Annotated in this window: 15 protein-coding genes; 3 read left to right on the plus strand and 12 right to left on the minus strand. The window is 69.5% G+C overall.

The window, feature by feature from the left end; all coding sequences use genetic code 11:
• Nucleotides 1–30: 30 nt before the first annotated feature.
• The 5 genes from ACWIGI_RS36810 to ACWIGI_RS36830 form a co-directional block, all read right to left on the minus strand.
• Nucleotides 31–1,152, minus strand: a complete 1,122-nt coding sequence (locus ACWIGI_RS36810; RefSeq protein WP_454208197.1) for an NAD(P)H-dependent flavin oxidoreductase — start codon at nucleotides 1,150–1,152, stop codon at nucleotides 31–33.
• A gap of 158 nt (nucleotides 1,153–1,310) precedes the next feature.
• Nucleotides 1,311–1,718 carry an NUDIX hydrolase gene (locus ACWIGI_RS36815; protein ID WP_454208198.1) on the minus strand — a complete coding sequence of 136 codons (408 nt, stop codon included), beginning with the start codon at nucleotides 1,716–1,718 and terminating at the stop codon, nucleotides 1,311–1,313.
• 64 nt (nucleotides 1,719–1,782) lie between these two features.
• Nucleotides 1,783–2,997 carry an FAD-dependent oxidoreductase gene (locus ACWIGI_RS36820; protein WP_454208199.1) on the minus strand — a complete coding sequence of 405 codons (1,215 nt, stop codon included), beginning with the start codon at nucleotides 2,995–2,997 and terminating at the stop codon, nucleotides 1,783–1,785.
• A gap of 61 nt (nucleotides 2,998–3,058) precedes the next feature.
• Nucleotides 3,059–4,198, minus strand: a complete 1,140-nt coding sequence (locus ACWIGI_RS36825; RefSeq protein WP_454208200.1) for a serine hydrolase domain-containing protein — start codon at nucleotides 4,196–4,198, stop codon at nucleotides 3,059–3,061.
• A 154-nt stretch (nucleotides 4,199–4,352) separates the two neighbouring features.
• Entirely contained in the window at nucleotides 4,353–5,783 is a 1,431-nt protein-coding gene (locus tag ACWIGI_RS36830) for an MFS transporter (protein ID WP_454208201.1), read from the minus strand.
• Nucleotides 5,784–5,886: 103 nt separating this feature from the next.
• Here ACWIGI_RS36830 and ACWIGI_RS36835 point away from each other — a divergent pair, with 103 nt between their 5' ends.
• A complete protein-coding gene (locus ACWIGI_RS36835) occupies nucleotides 5,887–6,366 on the plus strand; it encodes a winged helix-turn-helix transcriptional regulator (RefSeq protein WP_454208202.1) in 480 nt (159 codons plus the stop codon).
• A gap of 323 nt (nucleotides 6,367–6,689) precedes the next feature.
• Here ACWIGI_RS36835 and ACWIGI_RS36840 read toward each other — a convergent pair whose 3' ends face one another.
• The 5 genes from ACWIGI_RS36840 to ACWIGI_RS36860 form a co-directional block, all read right to left on the minus strand.
• The gene (locus ACWIGI_RS36840; RefSeq protein ID WP_454208203.1) at nucleotides 6,690–7,229 is read right to left on the minus strand and encodes a DUF5946 family protein; all 540 of its coding nucleotides are present in this window, start codon (nucleotides 7,227–7,229) and stop codon (nucleotides 6,690–6,692) included.
• A 10-nt stretch (nucleotides 7,230–7,239) separates the two neighbouring features.
• Entirely contained in the window at nucleotides 7,240–8,184 is a 945-nt protein-coding gene (locus ACWIGI_RS36845; RefSeq protein WP_454208260.1) for an NAD(P)-dependent oxidoreductase, read from the minus strand.
• A 91-nt stretch (nucleotides 8,185–8,275) separates the two neighbouring features.
• Nucleotides 8,276–9,712 (minus strand): FAD-dependent oxidoreductase, encoded by a 1,437-nt coding sequence (locus ACWIGI_RS36850; protein WP_454208204.1) that lies wholly within the window; start codon nucleotides 9,710–9,712, stop codon nucleotides 8,276–8,278.
• Between the two features lie 61 nt (nucleotides 9,713–9,773).
• On the minus strand, nucleotides 9,774–10,886 hold the full coding sequence (locus ACWIGI_RS36855) for a winged helix DNA-binding domain-containing protein (protein WP_454208205.1): 1,113 nt from the start codon (nucleotides 10,884–10,886) through the stop codon (nucleotides 9,774–9,776).
• A gap of 162 nt (nucleotides 10,887–11,048) precedes the next feature.
• Complete coding sequence (locus ACWIGI_RS36860; RefSeq protein ID WP_454208206.1) at nucleotides 11,049–12,215, minus strand: thiolase family protein; 1,167 nt, start codon at nucleotides 12,213–12,215, stop codon at nucleotides 11,049–11,051.
• A 138-nt stretch (nucleotides 12,216–12,353) separates the two neighbouring features.
• Between ACWIGI_RS36860 and ACWIGI_RS36865 the strand changes: the two genes are divergently transcribed.
• Entirely contained in the window at nucleotides 12,354–13,073 is a 720-nt protein-coding gene (locus ACWIGI_RS36865) for a YoaK family protein (protein WP_454208207.1), read from the plus strand.
• Between the two features lie 73 nt (nucleotides 13,074–13,146).
• A complete protein-coding gene (locus ACWIGI_RS36870) occupies nucleotides 13,147–13,749 on the plus strand; it encodes an HdeD family acid-resistance protein (RefSeq protein WP_454208208.1) in 603 nt (200 codons plus the stop codon).
• Between the two features lie 57 nt (nucleotides 13,750–13,806).
• On the opposite strand, the gene ACWIGI_RS36875 is transcribed toward ACWIGI_RS36870, so the two are convergent.
• Together ACWIGI_RS36875 and ACWIGI_RS36880 are read right to left on the minus strand one after the other, a co-directional pair.
• Nucleotides 13,807–14,685: a phosphoribulokinase gene (locus ACWIGI_RS36875; protein ID WP_454208209.1), complete on the minus strand. Its 879-nt coding sequence runs from the start codon at nucleotides 14,683–14,685 to the stop codon at nucleotides 13,807–13,809.
• 40 nt (nucleotides 14,686–14,725) lie between these two features.
• On the minus strand, nucleotides 14,726–15,796 hold the full coding sequence (locus ACWIGI_RS36880) for a class 1 fructose-bisphosphatase (RefSeq protein WP_454208210.1): 1,071 nt from the start codon (nucleotides 15,794–15,796) through the stop codon (nucleotides 14,726–14,728).
• Nucleotides 15,797–15,803: the final 7 nt, after the last annotated feature.

Consider the following 15,803-nt stretch of genomic DNA (forward strand, 5'->3'; position numbering starts at 1 on the left):
GGGCGTTGCCGTTGGTACGTCAGGCGCCTGTCAGGCGTTGTTGAGCTTGTTGAGCCGCTCGCACGAGTCCAGGTACTCCTGGATCAGGCGCTGCACGACGTCGGTGGAACGCTCGATCTTGTTCATCTGGCCGACGACCTGGCCGACCGGGTTGAAGTTCACGTCCTTGGCGGCCTCGGGGTAGCGGTGACCGCGCTTGACGCCGTCGAGGGCGACCATCATCTGCAGCGGCATGCCGAGCGGGCTCGGGGTGTCGGCCTGGTCCCACGCCTCGGTCCAGTCGTTCTTGAGCATGCGGCACGGCTTGCCGGTCCAGGACCGCGAGCGCACGGTGTCCGAGCTGGTGGCGTCGATGTAGGTCTGCATCTGCGCGGGCGGCACGTTGGCCTCCTCGACGGTCAGCCACAGCGAGCCGGTCCACGCGCCCTGCGCGCCCATGGCCAGCGCGGCGGCGACCTGACGGCCGTTGCCGATGCCGCCGGCGGCCAGCGCGGGCATGTCGCCGATCGCGTCCACGACCTGCGGCCACAGCACCATCGAGGCGATCTCGCCGCAGTGCCCGCCGCCCTCGGTGCCCTGCATGACCACGAAGTCCAGGCCGGCGTTCTTGTGGTTGAGCGCGTGCTTGACCGAACCGCACAGCGCGCCGATCAGGCGGCCCGAATCCTGGATCTGCTTGATCACGTCGTCGGGCGGGGTGCCCAGCGCGTTGGCGACCAGCTTGGCCTTGGGGTGCTTGAGGATGACCTCGATCTGCGGGGCGACCGTGGTGGCGGTCCAGCCCAGCAGCTGGTTGTGGCGCTCGCCCTCGGGCAGATGCGGCACGCCGTGATCGTTGAGGATCTTCTCGGCGAAGTCGCGGTGGCCCTGCGGAACCAGCTTGGCCAGTTGGGCTTCGAGCTCCTCGGGGCTCATGCCCTCCACGCCCTTGCCCTCGTACTTCGAGGGGATGACCAGGTCGACGCCGTAGACGCCCTGCACATGCTCGTCGAGCCAGGCGAGTTCGACCTCGAGCTGCTCGGCGGTGAAGCCGACCGCTCCGAGCACGCCGAGTCCGCCGGCATTGCTGACCGCGGCGGCCACATCGCGGCAATGGGTGAACGCGAAAATGGGGACATCGATGCCCAGGCGATCACAGATCTCGGTACGCATGTGGTGGGGGCTCCTCTAACTTCCCGGCACTGGAATGTTCTGCCCATCACACTAGAACATGTTCTACATTCAGACCAGTCTTCCGATGATTACCTGTCGGTACAGGTAGGCAACATGTTCTAGTAACCCGGTTCTGTTTTCGCCGCTGCGCTCGGCTTTCACCGGTTCAGCAGGCCCGCGGCCACGAGGTCGTCGAACAGCAACTGGTCGACCGGAGGCACCCGAGGACGGTCGGAGTAGTCGAACCAGTCGATCTCCTCGATCTCGCTGCTGACCGCGATCGTGCCGGTGTAGTCCGCGGTGTAGCAGGCCATCCGGACCAGTGCGCCCGGGATCGGCGCCTCGTAGGTCCCTGCGTGCGCGACGGTCCCGGGCAGCAGGTCGACGGTCAGCTCCTCCCGTATCTCCCGGAGCAGGGTCTGCAGGTCCGTCTCGGCCCCTTCCCTTTTCCCGCCCGGGATGTAGAACTCGTCCTTCCCGGCGGGCCGCCCACACAGAATCCGCCCGTCCCGGATCAGCACCCACGCCACGGTGTCGATCAGCCGCTGCTCTCGTTCGGTCCGCATCCCCGCACCCTATCGGCGGTCGGGAGTGAGCGGCCGGGTACGGACCCGGGGAGGCCCGGCCGAGTTACGGTCTGGCGAAGGCGGGCGCACGCTCCGGGCGCAGTCCGATGCCGCCGATATAGGCCGAGATTCCGGCCAGCACCGGGAACCGGTCGATCACGCGCAGCGGCGCGGGCGCGCCGGTGAGGGTGCCGTCCAGGGCCGGCTCGAGCAGGATCTCGTGCTCGTTCAGCTGGGATTTCTGGGTCATCGCGGTCGGAAAGTGGCGGCGGCGTTGCACTTTCGCCAGGTCCGCCGAGGTGAGGCGGCCCGACCGCAGCGGTTCGGCCAGGATGCGGGCGGCGGCGACCGCGTCCTGGATGGCGAGATTCACCCCGACCCCGCCGACCGGCGACATCGTGTGCGCGGCGTCGCCCAGGCAGAGCAGGCCGGGAACATGCCAGGTCGGCAGTCGGCCCATGGTCACCTCGAGGAGTTTCACGTCGTCCCAGGAACGAATGGCGGCCAGGGTCCGCGGGGTCCAGTCGAACAGGTCGGCCAGCTCGTCGCGGAGCCATTGGATGTCGCGGGCGCGCAGGCGGGCGTCGGTGCCCTTGGGGATGAGGTAGGAGGTCTGGTAGTAGTCGCCGCGGTCGAGGGTCACCGCCGCGCGGCCGGCGTCGAAGCGCGCGAAAACCTGTGCCGCCCGGGTGGAGTCGGCGGCGGGCACGCGCAGCCACCAGACGTCCATGGCGACGTCGAACATGTCCTGCGCGAGCCCGGCGGCGTCCCGGGCGGCGGAATCGCGGCCGTCGCAGGCCAGTACCAGGGCCGTGTCGAGGGTTTCGGTGCTGCCGTCGGGGTTTCGCAGGTGCGCGCCGGTGACGCGGCCGGATTCGATGCGCAGGCCGGTGAATTCGGTGGCCATGCGCAGGGTGAAGGCGGGTTCGGCGGCGGCGGCCTCGGCGAGCAGGTCCAGGAAATCCCACTGCGGCACCATGGCGATGTAGCGGTGGCGGCCGGGCAGGCGGCGGAAATCCGCGACCACGAGGGTGTCGCCCGCGATGCGCATGCGCATCTGCTCGAGTTTGCGATGCGGGAGCCGGGCGAAGTGCTCCCCCAGCCCGAGCTCGTCCAGGAGTCGCAGCGTCGAAGGGTGCACGGTGTCGCCGCGGAAGTCGCGCAGGAAGTCCGCGTGCTTCTCCACGACGGTGACCCGCACCCCGGCCCGGGCGAGCAGCAGGCCCGCCATCATCCCCGCCGGACCGCCGCCGACCACGCAGACCTGTTCGTATGTCATTGCCCCGCCCCCTGTTTCGCGCAGTTGCCGAACTCGCGTTTCTACTACAACAAGTAGTACCTTACGGGCAGAGGGCGTGGCTGACCAGAGTCTTCACATCCGGTTCCCGCTCCGGGGATTCGGTCAGCGTGATGGTCACCGCCCGGCCGTCGCGGGAGGCGCCGGCGACGGTGACGTACCCGGCGATGCCGCCGGTGTGGCCGAAATACTGCGCGCCGCAGTCGAGTTCGGTGCCGCCGATGCCGAGGCCGTACCACGCCGAGCCGCCCGGTTCCTGGGGTTCGCCCGCGAGCATCTGCTCCAGCTGCGCGGGAGCCACCACCTTGCCCGCCAGCAGGTCGAGGTAGAAGCGATTGAGATCGGCCCCGGTCGAGACCAGTGCCCCGGCCGCCCACGGCACCGACGGCTCAGACCGGGTCACGTCGGTGCGTACCCCGTCGATGGTCGCGTAGCCGTGCGGGTGCGGACCGCGGATGTCCAGCTCGCCCGGGTTGGGCAGGTAGGTGCTCGTCAGCTGGTTCGGCACGGTGATGCGCCCGGTCAGCTCGTCGGTGTAGGCGCGGCCGGTGAGCTTCTCGATCAGCATGGCGGCGACCGTGTAATTGGTGTTCGTGTACTCGAACCGCGCGCCCGGGGCGAACCGCGCGGGATTGCGGAGTGCGATCCGGATCTCCTCCGCCGGGGTGAACACGCGCCCCTCGACACCGGCGCGGTATTCGTCGATCTCCGGCGCGTCCGCGAATTCCGGCAGGCCGCTGCGATGCTGGAGTATCTGCCGCACGGTGATGGCGCGCGCGTCGATGCCCTCGCCGGTCAGCAGTCCGGGCAGGTAGGTGTCGATCGGCTCGTCCAGCCGCACGCGGCCCTCGGTGACCAGCTGCAGGACGATCGCGGCCACGAAGGTTTTCGAGATGCTCCCGACCCGGACCTCCTGGTGCGGAGACAGCGGAATCGGCTCGCCGGTGGCGCGATCGGCGACCCCGGCGGTGAGGGTCAGCGTCTGACCGTTCTCGGTGAGGGTGGCGATGGCGCCGGCGAGCCCGGTGCGCACCAGGGCGTCGATGTCGGCGCGGATCTGCTCGACACGGCCCGCCGCGACCGCCGACGGGGTGGTGGTCAGGGCGGTGGGCGAACCGTCGGTGGCCACGGTCGAGCAGCCCGCCACCAATGCCAGTGCCGGTATCGCCCAGAGATATCGCATGCTTCGACGGTAGGAAACCGGGGGCCTCGGCGGAATCCGGACAACCCCTGATCCCTGCCCTGAGAGCGGCGGTGGATTTACCCCACCCCGGGCGGATGCGCGGGTGCGCCGCCACCCCCGCGGGGACGACGGCGCACCGCTGCTCGATGGTGCGCTAGCCCTGCGCGGCGACCGTCGGAACCGGTTGTGCGACAACGTCGGTGGGGCGCGGGAGCCGAGCCGCCAGGCCGATCAGCCCCGCCGCCACCGCCGCGCCCGCGACGACGTACCAGCCGCGCTGGAAGGCCTGCAGTGTCTCGTCCGCGCCGTCCGGCGCGCCCAGCACCGCGACGAAAACCGCGACGCCGATGGCCAATCCGATCTGGCGGGCCATGCTCAGGACGGCGGATCCGGTGGCGAAACGCTGCGGCGGGAGCCCGGCGGTGCCCGCCGCGAAGCTGGTCGGCAGCGTGAGGCCGACCCCGACACCGGTCAGCACCATGCCGCCGAGCAGGCCGCCCGCGAAGTTCGGCTCCAGCGTGACCGCCGCTGTCCACCACAGGATTCCGGCCGCGAACGTCACGCCGCCGGCGGCGATGACCGGGCCCGGACCCCAGCGTGCGATGAGCCGCCCGGCCAGTATCGCGACCGCCGGAACCGCCAGCGGGCCGGGCGCGATGGCGAGACCGGACTGCAGCGCCGACCAGCCCCACACGTTCTGGGCCCACAGCACCGCCGAGAGCAGCATGCCCGCGAAGGCGATGTTGAACAGTAGCGAATTGCCGATCATGAGACCGAAATTCGGCAGCCGCAGCAGCGCCGGATCGAGCACCGGGCTGTGATGCCGGCGTGAGGACACCGCGAAGGCGATGGCCAGTACCGCCGCGACCACGAACCCGCCGATCGCCGCCGCCGATGTCCAACCCCAGTCCTCGCCCTTGACCAGCGCGAGAATCAGCGTCGCCGTCGATCCGACCAGTGCCAGCGCGCCGAATCCGTCGGGCAGGCGGCCGCCGGTGCCGGCCGGATCAGGCAGCAGCCGCCATCCGATGACGAGTGCGGCGATGCCGATCGGCACGTTCACCAGGAACACCCAGCGCCACTGCACTTCGACGAGCAGTCCGCCCAATACCGGTCCGAGCGCGGCGCCCAGGCCGCCGAAGGCCACCCACAGCCGGACCGCGACGGCCCGGCGTTCCGGCGGCGTCGCGGCCAGCACGAGCCCGAGCGAGGTGGGCGTCAGCAGGGCGCCGCCCACCGCCTGGAGCACCCGGAAGCCCACCAGCGCACCGGTGTTCCAGGCCACCGCGCACAGCGCCGAGCCGAGGACGAAGATGCCGAGCCCGAGCAGGAAGACGTTCCTGTTCCCGTTCCGGTCCCCCAGCCTGCCCGCGGGAACCAGCAGCGCGGCGAAGACGATGGCGTAGGCGTTCAGCACCCAGGACAGCCCGGAGATCTCCGCCCCGGCGAAGTCCACCGCGATCTCCGGCAGCGCCACGTTGACGATGAACAGGTCCAGGCTCGACAGCAGCACGCCGATGGCCACGATGCCGAGCACGATCCGGCCCTGCTTCGCCTGATCCTGTTGTTCCACAGCGTTGTTCACGATCTCTCCCCATCGAGCCGACGGCCCGGCGGGCCAGTGAGTTGCATCATGCAACGAACCATAGGCGAGTGAGTTCTTTCAAGCAACCGACTATGCTGTGCCCATGCGCCGAACGAGCTTCGAGGACATGAACTGCTCCATCGCCCAGTGCCTGGAGGTCGTCGGCGACTGGTGGACCCTGCTCATAGTCCGAGACGCCCTGTTCGGCGTGACCCGGTTCGACGACTTCCGCTCCCGCCTGGGCATCGCCCGCAACGTCCTGACCCAGCGCCTGGAACACCTCGTGGACCAGGGCGTCCTGATGAAGGTCCCCTACCAGGAGAATCCGCCCCGCCACGACTACAAGCTCACCGAGAAGGGCCGCTCTCTCTGGACGGTCGTGAACGCGATGCGCCAGTGGGGCGACACCTGGTCCGCCCCCGACGGCCCCCCGATCGAGTCGGTCCACAAGACCTGCGGCCACACGATGACGGTCGAGCCGGTCTGCTCGGCCTGCTCGGCCCCCCTGTCCGCGTCCGACATCCGCCCGGTCCTCGGCCCCGGCGCCCACAACCCCGACCTCCTCCCGCCCGTAAGTCGCTAGGCCCCAAGGCAATCCGGCTCGCCGCGAACCACCACCCCCGGCCCGGCACGCGGGCCCGCTGCCACGCCGAGGAGACCACGGCCACGAAGTCCACCCGCCTCGAGTGCCCGCCGAGGTCGCCGACATCACCGGACAGCCCGCCTCCGCACACCCCTACCCGACGGTCCGCGTAGCGCATGCGGGCGGCCGTCCGCAGTCACGGCGTGGCCAGGTCAGTTGCCGGTCGGCGTCCGTAACACAAGCGGGCTCCGATCAACCCCGGTGCCCTCGCCGAAGCTCGTCACCTGCGCTCATCTCAGGCGACCGGATTCGCCCGCCGGCGATCAGAGATGGAACCCGAAACAGTTGCGCTGCGGCACAGGAAGGAACCCGGGCAGGTGCTGCCGGGTAATGGCCGCGACGTCGACGTGGTGCGGTTCCCATGTGGCCCATACGCTGTCGGCCCATTCGTAGAGTGCCTCGACGTGCCCTCGAAGCGAGTCGAGGAGCAGGCCGCGTTCTGCCACATCCGTGATAGCCATGTCGGCTCGTACCGAGGGCCGGACGAGCGGCGGTGCGAACGGACGGCCGAGTCTGTGTTGTGCGCCCTGGACTTCCGATGCCGTCCGGCCATGCTCGATCGCCAGGTAGAGGCCGACCAGGGCATGCAGGAGGCGAGGGCCGTCGCCGGTGGCGTGCTGAGCTGTGTAGGCGTCGATCGCCAGTTGATGGAAGCCGGCCAACGGTGGATGGGACAGCGCGAACTCGCCGACCTCGGCAAAAACCCGCGCGCACGCGGCCGATGCCCGGATGCCCCGGGGGATCTCGCCGTCCTCTTCCGGCAGCACCGAACCGCAACCGGGGCATGACTTCCCGCTGTCCACGTCGATATCACTACCCGGCAGGGAACGGGCGGTGCAAGGCGGTATCGGCGAGCCCGTCGCGTGGTGGCCGGTCGGCTGAGGGCGGGGCGAGGAGTTCTATCAGGGCGGTCACGCTGTCGGCAGCACGGCCTTCGGCCATCGCGCGGCGGAGGAGGGTGTGGACCGGGGCGTGGTGGGACGTGTCGAGGCCGGAGGCGCGGGCCAGTTGTTCGTCGTCGGGGATCGCGTCGTGGAACAGGGCTATCGACGAGCCCGGGCGGGTGTAGTCGCGGGTGTCGATCTCCTCGGCGAGGGTCGGGAGGAGGGAGGCGATCATCCGGAGCCAGGCGGTCGAGAAGGGGACGAGGGTGTGGGCGGGGAGGTCGTGGGCGCGCAGGATCGCGGCGCCTTCCAGGAAGCCGAGGAGGGTCGGGAGAAGGGTTGCGCCTACGGCGGATTCGTAGAGGGCGGCCAGGTCGGGGGTGGGGCCCAGGTGGACCAGGTCGCCGCCGAGTACGCGCAGGAGGTCGGTGTGGGTGTCGAACAGGGTGCGGTCGCCGCCGAAGCACAGGAGGGTGCCGGGGTGTCCGACGGCGGCGGGGACGTTCTTGATCGCGCCGGCCAGGACGTGTGCGCCGTGATCGGTGGCCCAGTCGGCGAACTCGGTTGCGGCGGCGGGGGTTCCGCTGTTGAGGGTGATCAGGGTCCGGCCGGGCAGCTCGGCCGCGGCGGGGGCGAGGCTGTCGCGGGTCGCCCGGAACGAGCTCAGGCAGGTGACGACCACGGGGCCGGAGGCGAGGGCGGCGCCGACCGACGCGTGCCGGGTGGCGCCGGCGGCGGCCAGCGCGTCCGCCCGTCCCGGCGTCCGGTTCCACACGGTGGTCGGGTGGCCCGCCGCCAGGAAGGCCCGGGCGATCGCACCGCCCATCGAACCCGTTCCGAGCACGGTCACCGGCATATCCGCACGATCGAGCATCACCACTCCAGTCTCGAAGCCACGCAACGCAGTTCGTTGCCGTGTACCTCGAACCACCCTCGGTCGAGTACGACCGAGCGACAAGTACGCACTATTCCGGGCGGTGGCGAACCTGCGGGTTAGTGACCAGGCCCGGGCCGTGGAGCGACGCCGTGAGTTCTTCCCACCGTGCGCGACTCGGCCCCTGCGCCGGCGGCACGAAATTCGGGTGATCATCAAGCCACACGGCGAGGCGGTAGGCGACGTCGAGGCTCGAGGTGAGTGCGTCGGGCGGATCGATCAGGTGACGCACCCGCAGCCGGGCGCGCATGACGTGCGGGTCGTCGACCGCGCACCAGGGCAGTGCGGCCAGGGGCGAGAATTCAGCGCCCGGGGGCGTGTCCGGCGCCAGCCTGTCTTCGGTGGCCCGGTCGCTGCGGACCTGGTGATCGAACCAGGGGCCGAGCTCGTCGGTGATCCACCGATAGTGTTCGCCGACGAGTTCGGCCGCGGCGGTACGGCCTACGTGGGCCGCCACCCAGGCCGCCGAGCGCAGGGCGAAGGGAATGCCGAGGCCCAGTGTGGGATTCGTGTGCAGGGCGCTGTCACCGACACCGAGCAGGCCGGCGACTACGGGCCCGTTCTCGTCGACGAGGGCGGTGCGGCTGTTGTCCAGGCCGGACATGGCCAGCACGGGGCTGATCGGATCGTGCGCCAGGGCGAGCCAGTCCGCGCTGCCGGGGAAGGTGCGGGTGACGGACTCGTAGACCGCCGGGGTCCGCAGGGCCGAGCGCGTCGGGTCGGCGGTGGAGACCACCAGGTGCGTCGCGAAGACCCCGTTGTCGCCAGGAAACACGCCGCCGAGGGCGAAGGGGGTCGCCCCGCCGCCGATCGTGGACGGCGGGCGGCGCGGTGCGCCGGGGCGCAGCCGGTACCAGCGGCAGAAGTAGGCGATGCGGGTGCGGTGCCGTTCGACGACCGCGGCCCGCGCGCCCGCGGCGACCAGCCAGGCGGGCACCGGCGACCGCCGACCGCCCGCGTCGATGACGAGATCGGCCGCGAGCACCCCGGACCCCCGGCGCACACCGGTGACACGCGGCACCGGCCCCGAGCCGTCGAGTGTGAGCCCGAGCGCCGGATCACCATGGGACACGGTGATTTCTGGCTGGTTCCGCACCGCGTGCATCAAAGCCTGCTCGACCACGATGCGCCGTGCGCGCACCGTCACCAGATCCGCGTCGCCCGGCTGCGGCGGCGATGGCGCGAGATGCTCGAAGTCGCGCCATTCCTCCGCACCCGACGCGAGCATGGCGGCGTAGACGTCGGGTGCTTCGGCCAGCAGCACCGCGCGCACGGGTGCGTGCAGGTTGTGCGGCTGGACCGCCTGCGGCACACCGGGCCGGTGCCACGCGAGGAAGTCCTCGTCCAGATCGTCGCCGGCGCCACGAGTTTCCTTCTCCAGCACCGTCACCGCGTACCCGCGCCGACCCAGGAACAGCGCGGTCGCCAATCCCGCGATCCCGCCCCCGATGACAACGATCCCACCCACGGTGTCCCCCTCCACTGCCCACCGGCTCCGACGCTACCCGAGCGCGGCAGGCGCACCCGGGTCAGCCGGCCCGCACCGTCAGCGCCGGGACACCCGTGGCACGCGCGACCCGCACCGCCTCGGACTTCAGCTCGCGCAGCGGCGGTTTCGCGTCGTCGAACATGGTCACGATCAGCTCGTCGTTCTCGGTGGCCCAGGTGCCGGTGATCCGGCCGTCGACGAGGACGAGCGGGGAAATCCATCCCGCCGCCCGGCTGACCTTCGCGCGGTGCGCGGCCTGCAGCAGCGCGGTGTCGTTGGTGCCCGGGCCCAGCACGTACTGGTCGAACGAGCCGAGCAGCCGTGCCGACGTCGCGGGCTCGATCGAGATCAACTCCTCGACGTGCTCGGTCCGCAGGTAGCCGCGGCGGCCTTCCACCTCCACCTCGGTGATGTCGTCGCCGAGATCGGCGAACCAGCGGCGCAGCACCGGTTTACGGATGCTGCCCCGGCTCAGCCAGGCGTCGAAGGTCTCGGGGGTGGCGGGTCCGTAGGCGCCCAGGTAGGCCCGAATCACCTCGGGTGCGGCCGCGTCGGCCTCGGGAATGCCCTTCCAGCCGGGAATCAGGTGGGCGGGATGGGTGAACGTGACGGTGGTCCCGTCGACGGGACCGTGGCACAGCGCGCCCTGCCAGGCGAGAGGTTTGAGCACCGCGCCCCAGCCCGAACGCAATTGGTCGGACAGGTGGTGGAACCGGCGTTCGGCGACGATGGCCGAGACCAGTTCCTCCCGGGTCAGGACCGCGCCGTCGAGGATCGCGCCGACCGCGTCCACCAGCGCCGCCATGTCGTCCGGCGTGGCGCCGAAGGTCTTGACCCAGGAACCCTTCTCCCAGGTCCGCGCGGATCCCATCAGCGACAGCGCACCGGCCGCGAATTCCGGTGTCAGCGCGTGCAGCGTTCCCCGCATGGCCCACGTCTTGACCAGCTCCCCCGATCGCAGGCTCGCGGCCACCGCGCCCGGCTGCCCGTCCCCGGAACGCAGCGCCACGGCCAGTTCCGCGGCCGACGCCACCTGCGCCTGCACCCCGCCGAGTCGTTCGGCCACCGCGACCGCACCGCTCGCCCCGGCCTCGCCGACGAACTGCCGCCGCATCCGCCACTCGAACACCTGATCCCAGGTCACCGCGACCACGACCGACCACCTTCCACCCGACTCACGACACGAACCACGCTACGACCAACCCCCGACGATTCGCCGAATTCCCGCGCCGCGTCCCGCATCGAAGCCCACCGAAACGCCGAAAAGGCCGGAACCCGCTGCGGTACAGCGACTTCCGGCCCGGATCACCGGCTGTCAGAGCCGTTCGATGATCGTGGCGTTCGCCAGCCCGCCCGCCTCGCACATGGTCATGAGCCCGTAGCGCCCACCGGTCTGCTCGAGATGGTTGAGCATGGTGGCCAGGATCCGGGTGCCCGAGGCGCCGAGGGGATGGCCCAGCGCGATCGCCCCGCCGCGCGGGTTCAGCTTGGCGAGGTCCGCGCCGAGCTCGTGCGCCCAGACCAGCGGCACCGGCGCGAACGCCTCGTTCACCTCGTACACATCGATGTCGTCGATCGTCAGACCCGCGCGGGCCAGCACCTTGCGGGTGGCGGGGATGACGGCGGTCAGCATGAGCAGCGGATCATCGCCCACCACGGAGAACGAGTGGAAGCGCGCTCGCGGGCGCAGGCCGAGGTCGGTTGCCTTCTGTTCGCTCATGATCAGCGCGGCGGAAGCGCCGTCGGAGAGCGGGGACGAGTTGCCCGGGGTGATGGACCATTCGATCTCGGGGAACCGGGCCTTGAACTCCGCGTCCGCGAACGCGGGCTTCAGTCCGGCCAGCCCCTCGGCGGAGGTGGTCGGGCGAATCGTCTCGTCGGCGGAAATGGTTCCGGCGGAGACGATCTCGTGGTCGAATCCGCCCGCGGCCGCGGTGCTCGCCGCGAGTTGGTGTGAGCGCGCGGCGAACTCGTCGAGGGCGGCCCGGTCGAACTTCCAGCGCGCGGCGATCACCTCGGCGGCGATGCCCTGCTGGATCAGCCCGTTCGGGAACCGATGCGCCAGCGGCCCGCGATTGGCGTCCGCCCCCTGGGCATTGGAGAACATGGGCACCCGGGACATCGATTCCACGCCGCAGGCCACGGCCACGTCGTACGCCCCGGCCAGCACGCCCTGCGCGGCGAAGTGCGCGGCCTGCTGGCTCGAGCCACACTGCCGGTCGACTGTGGTAGCCGGCACAGATTCCGGGAATCCGGCCGCCAGCGCCGCCGTCCGCGAAATATTGAACGCCTGCTCACCACTCTGGGTGACGCAACCGCCGATCACATCGTCGATGACCGCCGGATCGATCCCGGTGCGCGCGACCAGGGACTCCAGCACGCCGGAAAGCAGGGTCGCCGGGTGCACTTCCGATAGTCCACCACCGGCTTTCCCCTTTCCGGACGGGGTGCGGACCACGTCGACGATGACGGCGGAAGTCATGGCTACTCCTTGCGCTCTACTGCTCAACCAGATGTGAATGTTGGTTAACATAAGCACTGTACCCCACGGGCGGCGCGCGGTCAGCGGCCGTGTTTCGCACGCCGGAAGTTCTCAGGAAAAGGTTGCTAGCCTTTTGCCATGACTTCGAGCCGCGGCGAAGCTCTCGCACCGTTCTGGGACCTGGAGATGCGTTTGTCCGCCGTGCTGTCCGCGCTGGCGGGATTCATCGGCGCGGCCGCGTACATGCACTCGGCCGGCTACTTCGTCACGTTCATGACCGGCAACACCGAACGCGCCATCCTCGGCGCCTTCGCCGGTGACGCCACCCTGGCCGTCGGCGCCGCACTGCTCATCGCCTGCTTCGTCACCGGCGTCTTCGTGGCCTCGATGTTCCGTCGCTACGTCTGGGAGAACCATCCGCACGGCGCGACCGTGCTGGCGACCATCGCGCTGCTGGTGGCCGCTGTCAGCGAGCACTTCATCGGCGAGCGCAGCATCGGCCTGACCCCGATCCTGATCGTGGCCTTCGCGATGGGCGCGCTGAACACCTCGTTCGTGAAGAACGGCGAGGTCTCGATTCCGGTGAGCTACGTGACCGGCACGCTGGTCAAACTCGCCCAGGGCGTGGAACGACACCTGGCCGGAGACGGCGGCCCGCGCGAGTGGCTCGGCTACGCCCTGCAGTACGGCTCGTTCGCGCTCGGCGCGCTGATCGGCGGCCTGATCAGCGTCCCGGTGCAAGGTGAATACATGCTCGATACCGCCGTTATCGGTTCGGCATTGGTGGCCGCCTATACCTGGCGCGCCGATATTCGCTGGGTCAAGCGCGAACTCAAGCGGCACGCGGAAGTGGATTGAGCCGTATCACAACCCTGCACCACACCGCGCTAATTCACCGCAAACAGTACGAACTGGGCATATTGTCCCGATTATGACAACCAGCAAAGAGGAAGTTATTGAAGGGCCGGTCCACGCGCTGGCCCGGGGCGCCTGGCAGTCGATCCTGGTCACCGGCATCCTCTCGGTGGCGCTGGGAATCCTGATCCTTGCCTGGCCGGGCAAGACCCTGCTCATCGCGGGCGTCCTGTTCGGCATCTACCTGATCCTGTCCGGCGTCTTCCAGCTGATCGCGTCCTTCGGTCTGCACCTCAGCGCCGGCATGAGAATCCTGTCCTTCATCAGCGCGATCCTGTCGCTGATCCTGGGCTTCCTGTGCTTCCACGACTGGACCGAACGCGGCGAGGCCACCGCGGTTCTGCTGCTGGCCATCTGGATCGGCATCAGCTGGATCTTCCGCGGCGTCAGCTCGCTGATCACCGGCATCTCCGGTGACGGCATGCCGGGCCGCGGCTGGACGATCTTCTTCGGCATCGTGCTGGTCATCGGTGGCGGCTGGCTGATCGCGGCGCCGTTCACCTCCCTGCTCACCCTGACCCTGGTGGTGGGCTGGTGGCTGATCTTCATCGGCATCATGGAGATCATCAGCTCGTTCCAGGTCCGCAAGGCGGCCAAGGATGTTCCGGCCGCGGTCTGATCGCAACGCACCACGAATCCGGCGGCCGTCCCCACGGGGCGGCCGCCGGATTCGTCGTCAGCGCATTCGCTTGGGCCGCTTGTCCATCAGCCGCAGGATCAACGGCGTGAAGATCAACTGCATGGCCAGGTCCATCTTCCCGCCCGGCACCACGATGCTGTTGGGCCGGGACATGAACGAATCGTGCAGCATGGACAGCAGATACGGGAAGTCGATCACCTTCGGATCGGCGAACCGGATCACCACGAAGCTCTCGTCCGCGGTCGGAATCGTCCGCGCGGTGAAGGGATTCGAGGTGTCCACCGTCGGCACCCGCTGAAAGTTCACGTACGTCCGCGAGAACTGCGGGCAGATGTGCTTCACGTAATCGGGCATGCGCCGCAGAATCGTGTCGATGATGGCCTCGCTCGAGTACCCGCGTTCGTTCTTGTCGCGGTGCACCTTCTGGATCCACTCGAGATTCACGATGGGCACCACCCCGACCAGCAGGTCGGTGTAGTTCCCCACGTCGATGCCGTCGGTGACCGCCGCACCGTGCAAGCCCTCGTAGAACAGCAGGTCACTGCCCGGCGAGAGCTCCTCCCACGGGGTGAACGTGCCCGCGGGCTGCCCGAACGGCTTGGCCTCGCGGTCGTTGTGCAGATACCGCCGCACGTTCCCGACCCCGGTTTCCCCGTAATCGCGGAACAGCATCTCGAGCTCGCCCAGCAGATTCGCCTCCGGCCCGAAATGCGAGAACGTCGGATTGCGGCTGGCCTCGGCCTCGGCCATCGCCAGCTGCATCTCGTTGCGGTTGAAGCGGTGGAACGAATCTCCCTCCACGATGGCCGCGTTGATTCCCTCGCGCCGGAATATCTCCTGGAAGGTCCGCGTGACGCTGGTCGTTCCCGCACCGGACGACCCGGTGATCGCGACCACGGGATGTTTGACCGACATGGCACCTCCTCGATTGCCGGACAACTGATTTCGCGACGCCTCAGCGCCCGGCCGGGCGGAACAGCGACCGCGACCCGAACAGTGAGGCATCGAAACTCGGCCCCTCGTCGGGTTCGGCGTGGTACCGCACGATGCGCTCGACCTCGTTGCGCGAGCCGAAGATGAACGGCACCCGCTCGTGCAGTTCTCCCGGCTTCACATCGAGCACGCGCTCGTGCCCGGTGGTCGCGGCGCCGCCCGCCTGTTCGACGATGAACGCGATGGGATTGGCCCCGTACAACAGCGACACCCGCCCCGGGCGCTCCGGATGGCGGGTGTCACGCGGGTACAGATACATGCCCCCGCGGGTCAGGATGTGGAAGGTATCGGCGACCAGGGAGGCCACCCAGCGCATGTTGAAATCGCGTCCGCGCGGCCCGTCCTGCCCCTGTAGGCATTCGTGCACGTATCGCCGCACCGGCCGCTGCCAGAACCGCTCGTTGGCCGCGTTGATCGCGAAACCCGAAGTGTCCTCGGGTATTCGCATGCGCGGATGGGTGAGTACGAACGCCCCGACCTCCCGGTCGAGGGTGAACCCGTCCACCCCGCTCCCGGTGGTGAGCACAAGCATGGTGGCCGGCCCGTAGAGGGTGAATCCCGCGCAGACCTGCTGCACCCCCGGTTGCAGGAAGTCCTCCCCCGTGGCCGCCCGGCCGTCCTCCGGTGCGCGCAGCACGCTGAAAATCGTTCCGACGGGCAGGTTCACGTCGATGTTGCTCGACCCGTCCAGCGGGTCGAAGGCCAGCAGATACTTGCCCCGCCGATACTCGGTCGGTACCGCGTGGAACCCGCTCATCTGCTCCGAGACCAGCGCCGACAACGGCCCGGTCCACTGACTCTCGCCCACCATGATGTCGTGCGCGATCGCGTCCAGCTTGCGATGCACCGCCCCCGGCGGGTTGTCCCTGGCGCCCGCCGACCCCACGATGGCGCCCCGCGTCACCTGGTTGGCGATCATCTTGGTCGCGGTGGCCAGCACGTTCACCAGCGCCGAGAACTCCCCGGAGGATCCGGGATGGCGATGCTCGGACTCGATGGTGTACCGGGTGAGAGTCTTCAATCCTTCGGGCATACGCCTG

The organism is Nocardia sp. NPDC055321, assembly GCF_053645575.1.